The following is a 6,816-nucleotide window of genomic DNA, read 5'->3' as shown; positions in this document are numbered from 1 at the left end:
GACTACCCGGCACTTTCCCAAACGCTCGACGCCGGATGCCTGATGTAAAACCCCATAGCCTGAGAGGCTGTTGTTATTGCGGCATCTCTTTTGAGGGATGGGCAGGGGGGGCATCATTCAGGCAATAATCGGGTAATGCATTTTACGCACAGAGCCTGGCGGCCAGGGGGGTTCCGGTTTTGAATGCACGCGTCCGTCGTCGGGCATCCGGCGTCCAGCAGCTGCCAGGGCGGGATAATGCGACAAGCTTTGAAGCTGGCTGATCAGTCAATTCCGCGATGAACCTAAAAAAAGGCCGCACCCATCGGGCGCGGCCTTTTGTTTTGATCTACGTGTTACCTGCAGCGTGAAGCGTGCTGCCTCTCTTATTTAACCCGCGGGTCCAGATCACCGGACTCATAACGCTGGAACATGGTTTCCAGGCTGATCGGCTTGATCTTGTCCGCATGGCCCGCCGTACCAAAGGCTTCATAGCGAGCGATACAGATATCACGCATGGCGGTGATGGATTCTTTCAGGTACTTGCGCGGATCAAACTCGGCCGGGTTCTGGGCCAGGAAGCGACGGATCGCCCCGGTGGATGCCAGACGCAGGTCCGTATCGATATTAACCTTGCGAACGCCGTGCTTGATGCCTTCCTGAATTTCTTCCACCGGCACCCCGTAGGTCTCCGGGATTTCACCACCGAATTCATTGATGATGGCCAGCCAGTCCTGCGGCACTGAAGAGGAGCCGTGCATGACCAGGTGGGTATCCGGAATGCGCTGGTGAATCGCCTTGATCTGCTCAATGGCGAGGATGTCGCCGGTGGGCGGACGAGTGAACTTGTACGCACCATGGCTGGTGCCGATGGCAATCGCCAGTGCATCCACTTTGGTTTTCTTTACGAAGTCCGCCGCTTCTTCCGGGTCGGTGAGCATCTGTTCATGAGTCAGCTTGCCTTCCGCACCGATGCCATCTTCTTCGCCGGCTTCACCGGTTTCCAGCGACCCCAGGCAACCCAGCTCGCCTTCCACCGAGACACCACAGGCGTGGGCCATGTCCACGGTGCGACGGGTCACATCCACGTTGTAGTCGTAATCGGTGGGGGTCTTGCCGTCTTCACCCAGTGAACCGTCCATCATTACCGAAGAGAACCCCAGCTGGATGGAACGCTGGCACACAGACGGGCTGGTGCCATGATCCTGATGCATCACCACGGGAATGTGCGGAAACTCTTCGGTGGCCGCCAGGATCAGATGACGCAGGAAAGGCGCACCGGCATATTTACGCGCACCAGCAGATGCCTGCACGATGACCGGGGAATTCGTTTTGTCCGCGGCTTCCATGATGGCGCGCATCTGTTCCACGTTGTTCACGTTATAAGCCGGTACGCCGTAGCCGAACTCGGCAGCGTGATCCAGCAGCTGTCGCATGCTTACTAGTGCCATGATTTTTCCCCTTCGTTAATCCGTTTGCGGTGCGCCGCACCGCCTATACTTCGTCCATTACAGCCTGACGCCAAAGGCCTGACGCTTGACGCCTGTGGGTTTTAGCGTCAGGCATCTGGCGTCCGGCATCAGGCGTTTAATCAATCCTTCGCCCGTGCCTCGAGCATGGCCACCGCTGGCAGTACTTTGCCTTCCACGAACTCCAGGAAGGCACCACCGCCGGTGGAGATATAGCTGACATCATCGGTGATGCCATACTTGTCCACTGCAGCCAAGGTGTCACCACCGCCGGCAATGGAAAAGGCATCCGAGTCGGCAATTGCCAGGGCCATTTCCCGGGTGCCTTCACCGAACTGATCGAACTCGAATACACCTACCGGGCCATTCCAGATAATGGTCTTGGCTTCCTTCATCAACGCCGCCACGATGTGCGCTGTCTGTGGACCAATATCCAGAATCATGTCGTCGTCGGCCACGTCTTCCACCTTCTTGGTGACCGCCTCGGCGGACTCGGCAAATTCCTTGGCCGTCACCACATCCACCGGAATCGGAATGTGCACTTTCTCGGCAATTTTCTGTGCGGCAGGAATCAGGTCTTCTTCATAAAGAGACTTGCCCACCGGGTGGCCGGCCGCCGCCAGAAAGGTGTTGGCGATACCGCCACCGACCACCAGCTGGTCGACCACATCCGACAACGATTCCAGCACTTCCAGCTTGGTGGATACCTTGGAACCACCAACAATCGCCACCAGCGGTTTCTCCGGCGCATCCAGGGCCTTGCCCAGCGCATCCAGCTCATTGGCCAACAGCGGGCCAGCGCAGGCCACCGGTGCGAACTTGCCCACCCCATGGGTAGACGCCTGCGCACGGTGTGCGGTACCGAAGGCATCCATCACATAGATATCACACAGCGCCGCCATTTTTTGTGACAGCGCTTCGTCGTCTTTCTTCTCGCCTTTATTGAAGCGAACGTTCTCGCACAACACCACCTGACCGTCGGCCACCTCGACCCCGTCCAGCCAGTCCTTGACCAGCGGCACATCACGGCCCAGCAAGCCACCCAGATGCTCCGCCACCGGCTGCAGGGAAAACTCGTCGGCGTATTCACCTTCGGTGGGGCGGCCCAGATGGGACATCAACATCACCTTGGCGCCCGCCTTGAGCGCATGCTCGATGGTGGGCAAGGAGGCGCGGATACGCGCATCGCTGGTGACCTTTCCGTCCTTCACCGGCACGTTCAGGTCTTCACGGATCAGAACGCGCTTGCCTGCCAGATCCAGGTCGGTCATGCGTTTGAAGTTCATGGTGTTGCTACCTCGTTTGGCACCACCCTGTGCGGATGATGCTGTCGTCTCGGTTTACAGTATTTTTTAAGCGTCAGACGTCCGACGCTTTGGCCAAATCCGTCACCCAATCCAGCAGGCGGTTGGCATAGCCCCATTCATTGTCGTACCAGGCCACCACCTGCACCATATCGCCCTGCACCCGGGTCTGGGTCACGTCGACGATGGCGGATTCCGGGCGGTGATTGAAATCCGCGCTGACCAGCGGGGCGTCATTGTAGCCAATCAGGCCCGCCGACGCCGTTGCCTGTTGCTGCAGCCACTGGTTGAGACTGTCCTCATCCGGTGTCTGTTCCAGCCGCAAGGTCAGTTCCACCATGGCCACATTCAGGGTCGGCACACGGATAGAGTCTCCGTTGATGCGCCCGGCAAGGGTTGGCAACACCTGCTGCACCGCACCGATGGCGCTGCTGGTAGTGGGCACAATATTCTGTGCTCCAGCCCGACCCCGGCGCGGATCCCGGTGGACATGGTCCAGCAGGGCCTGGTCCGAGGTGTAGGCATGGATCTCTTTCATCAACACCTGCTGCACCCCGAAGCTGTCATCCAGCCGGGCCAGCAGAGGCGCGATACAGTGCGTGGTGCAAGACGCCGCCGACATCACCGTGCTGTCGTCCCGGACGTCTTTATGGTTGACGCCAAACACCACAACCTGGTCCGCCTGATCAAACGGCACCGCGCCGATGATCACCTTTTTGGCCCCCGCCTGCAGATGGCGGGCGGCTCCGGCGTGGCTGCGAAAGTGACCGGAGCATTCCAGCACCAGGTCCACGTCCATATCACCCCAGGGCAACAATTCCGGCCTGGGCTGCTCCAGCAACCGCGGTGCCTGCTGGCCAATGCGCAACATGCCTTCGATCAGCTCTGCTGGCTCCGCCAAACGACCGTGGGTGGTGTCATAGCGGGTCAGGTAGAGCAAGTCTTCCGGGCGGCCTTTGTCATTGATCGCCGCCAGCGTAAACGGCGCCTGCCAACCCGCGCCCTCGCGCTCAGCAAGGGCACGGACAAAGGAGCGACCGATACGGCCGTAGCCGTTGATGGCAATTCTCATAGCGGTCTGACGTCGGACGTCTGACGTCCGACGCTAACAGGGGTTGTCGTCCGACGTCTGACGTCCGACTTTCGACCCGTCTCTATCAAAGCAATGACTCCACCGCTTCCTGCACCGCTTCGGCAGTAATACCAAAGTGCTTGAACAGGTCACCGGCCGGGGCGGACGCGCCGAAGCTGGTCATGCCCACCACCTTGCCGTCCAGCCCCACAAAGCGATACCAGTAATCGGCGATGGCCGCTTCTACCGCCACGCGAGCGCGCACGGAGGAAGGCAGCACGCTTTCCTGATAGGCCGCATCCTGCGCCAGAAATTCCTCCACACAGGGCATGGACACCACGCGGATGTTCTTGCCGGTGAGAGCCTGTGCGGCCTTCATTGCCAGCTCCACTTCGGAACCGGTGGCAATGATGATCGCGTCGGGGGTGCCTTCACCGGTCTGCATCAAGGTATAGCCGCCTTTCTCGATCTCAGCCAGCTGCTCACTGCCACGTTCCATGCAGGGCAGGCCCTGGCGAGAGAAAATCAGCGCAGACGGGCCATCCTGGCGCAGCACAGCCTGTTTCCAGGACACTGCAGATTCCACCGTGTCACAGGGGCGCCAGGTGCGCATGTTGGGGGTCAGGCGCAGGTTCGCCAGCTGCTCAATGGGCTGGTGAGTGGGGCCGTCTTCGCCCAGACCAATGGAATCGTGGGTATAAACCAGGATATTCGGCTGGTGCATGATTGCCGCCATGCGCACCGCGTTGCGAGCGTATTCCATGAATACCAAGAAGGTACCGCCATAGGGGCGCAGGCCACCGTGCAGGCACAGGCCGTTCTGGATGGCGGTCATGCCGAATTCGCGCACGCCGTAGTGAATATAGTTGCCGCTGGCATCGTCTGCGGTGACCGACTTGCAGCCTTTCCAGATGGTGTTATTGGAGCCGGCCAAGTCGGCGGAGCCGCCAGCCAGTTCCGGCAGCAACGGGCCGAAGGCATCCAGGGTGTTCTGGCTGGCCTTGCGGGTGGCAACCTTCTCGCCTTTTTCCTGACACTCACGGATATAGGCATCGGCCTGCTCGGCAAAATTTGCCGGCAACTCGCTGGCCATGCGGCGCTTGAACTCCGCCGCCAGCTCCGGGTACGCCGCCTGATAGGCATCAAAACGCTGCTGCCATTCGCTCTGCGCTTTGGCACCGGCTTCTTTGGCATCCCAGGCATCCTTGATGTCCGCCGGGATTTCAAACGGGCCGTGCTCCCAGCCCAGCTCTTTACGGGTCAGGGCGATTTCATCTTCACCCAGGGCGGCACCGTGGGAGTCTTCCTTGCCCTGCTTGTTGGGGCTGCCGAAACCGATAATGGTCTTGCAGCAAATCAAGGTGGGCTGATCCGTGTTGGCGCGGGCATTCTCCACCGCCACGGTAATTTCTTCCGGGTTATGGCCGTCCACATTGGGAATCACCTGCCAGCCGTAGGCGCGGAAACGCTCCACGGTATCGTCGGTGAACCAGCCTTCCACTTCACCGTCGATGGAAATGCCGTTGTCGTCGTAGAAGGCCACCAGTTTGCCCAGGCCCAGGGTGCCAGCCAGGGACGCCACCTCGTGGGAAATCCCTTCCATCATGCAGCCATCACCCAGGAAGCAGTAGGTGTTGTGGTCAACAATGGTGTGGCCTTCGCGGTTGAACTGGCCCGCCAGCATTTTCTCCGCCAGCGCCATACCCACGGCGTTGGCAATCCCCTGGCCCAGTGGGCCGGTAGTGGTTTCGATGCCCGGCGCATCGCCGTATTCCGGGTGCCCGGCGGTGGCGCTGCCCAGCTGACGGAAGTTCTTGATGTCGTCCAGGCTGACACCGTAGCCGGTCAGATGCAGCAGGCTGTACAGCAGCATGGAGCCGTGGCCGTTGGAGAGCACAAAGCGGTCACGGTCAGCCCAGGTCGGGTCAGCCGGGTTGTGCTGCATGAAACCGCGCCACAGCACTTCGGCGATATCCGCCATGCCCATGGGTGCACCGGGGTGCCCGGAATTGGCTTTCTGTACCGCATCCATGCTCAGGGCACGGATGGCATTGGCGAGGTCACGGCTGGCGGGGGCGCTGGGCATGCAGGGCTCCAAAACTGACTGGTGGCTGAAAAGGGGCGCTATTGTCCCTCAAGGGCGGGTTGCGGGCAAATGTCCGGCGCGTATTGGATAGCAACCATGTCTGCCCGAAGCACCTGCCATGAAATAACGGTCTGACGTCTGAGGTCGGACGTCTGACGCAAAACCGGCAAAGGCACCGTCCTGGCGTCCGACCCCAGACCTCAGACGTCCGACCGAGATCTATATCAATTTATTTTGATTTAGGTTTTGATTACGCTAGACTCCGCCATTATGAATGCACTGGCTCCCTCTCTACCGGATGTGACCGATCATCTGGCGGGCTTTCTCAAGGCCGCCGGGGACCCGTTACGCCTGCAGGTATTGCAGGTGCTGGGCCAGAACAGTTTCGGGGTGCTGGAACTGTGCGAGATCATGGCCATGAAGCAATCCGGCATGAGCCACCATCTCAAGGTGCTGGCAAAAGGCGGGCTTGTAGAAAAACGCCGTGAGGGCAACTCCATTTTCTACCGTCGTCGCCTGCCCCAGGCGGATGACGCAGAGGGTGCCGTTCACAGCGCCTTGCTGGACGAGCTGGATGATGGGTCCCTCAATCAGGAAGTCGCCGCGCGGCTGGAGCAGGTGCAGCAACAACGGGCAGAGCAAAGCCGCGCCTTTTTTGCCCGGCACGCCGAACAGCATGATGCCCAGCAGGAGCTGATCGCCGAGTACGGGCAATATGCCGAACAGGCCTGCGAGCTGCTGTTGCGCGCCAGCCCGGAAGGAAAACAGGTGCTGGAAATTGGCCCCGGTGACGGGCTGTTCCTGCTGGAGCTCGCCGGGCATTTTGAACAGGTTATCGGCCTGGACAATGCCGAGGCCATGCTCACACGGGCGCGCAAGACGGTCGCCAAACGGTCAAATGTGGAG

Annotated in this window: 5 protein-coding genes; 1 reads left to right on the top strand and 4 read right to left on the bottom strand. The window is 60.2% G+C overall.

Annotated features, from left to right (window positions below):
- Positions 1 to 365: 365 nt before the first annotated feature.
- From fba to tkt, 4 genes are all read right to left on the bottom strand, one after another.
- Positions 366 to 1,430, bottom strand: coding sequence for a class II fructose-bisphosphate aldolase (gene fba, locus A3730_RS09650; protein ID WP_063520710.1), 1,065 nt, complete (start codon positions 1,428 to 1,430; stop codon positions 366 to 368).
- Between the two features lie 140 nt (positions 1,431 to 1,570).
- The gene (locus tag A3730_RS09645) at positions 1,571 to 2,734 is read right to left on the bottom strand and encodes a phosphoglycerate kinase (RefSeq protein ID WP_063520711.1); all 1,164 of its coding nucleotides are present in this window, start codon (positions 2,732 to 2,734) and stop codon (positions 1,571 to 1,573) included.
- Between the two features lie 73 nt (positions 2,735 to 2,807).
- A complete protein-coding gene (locus A3730_RS09640; RefSeq protein WP_063520712.1) occupies positions 2,808 to 3,824 on the bottom strand; it encodes a type I glyceraldehyde-3-phosphate dehydrogenase in 1,017 nt (338 codons plus the stop codon).
- 85 nt (positions 3,825 to 3,909) lie between these two features.
- Complete coding sequence (tkt, locus tag A3730_RS09635) at positions 3,910 to 5,910, bottom strand: transketolase (protein ID WP_063537999.1); 2,001 nt, start codon at positions 5,908 to 5,910, stop codon at positions 3,910 to 3,912.
- 270 nt (positions 5,911 to 6,180) lie between these two features.
- Here tkt and A3730_RS09630 point away from each other — a divergent pair.
- Positions 6,181 to 6,816: metalloregulator ArsR/SmtB family transcription factor (locus tag A3730_RS09630; RefSeq protein WP_156501118.1), on the top strand; the 636-nt coding region annotated here is incomplete at its 3' end.

Source organism: Alcanivorax sp. HI0044, assembly GCF_001634945.1.
The sequence above is the reverse complement of the archived record's forward strand: the minus strand, read 5'-3'. Positions and strand labels throughout refer to the sequence as shown.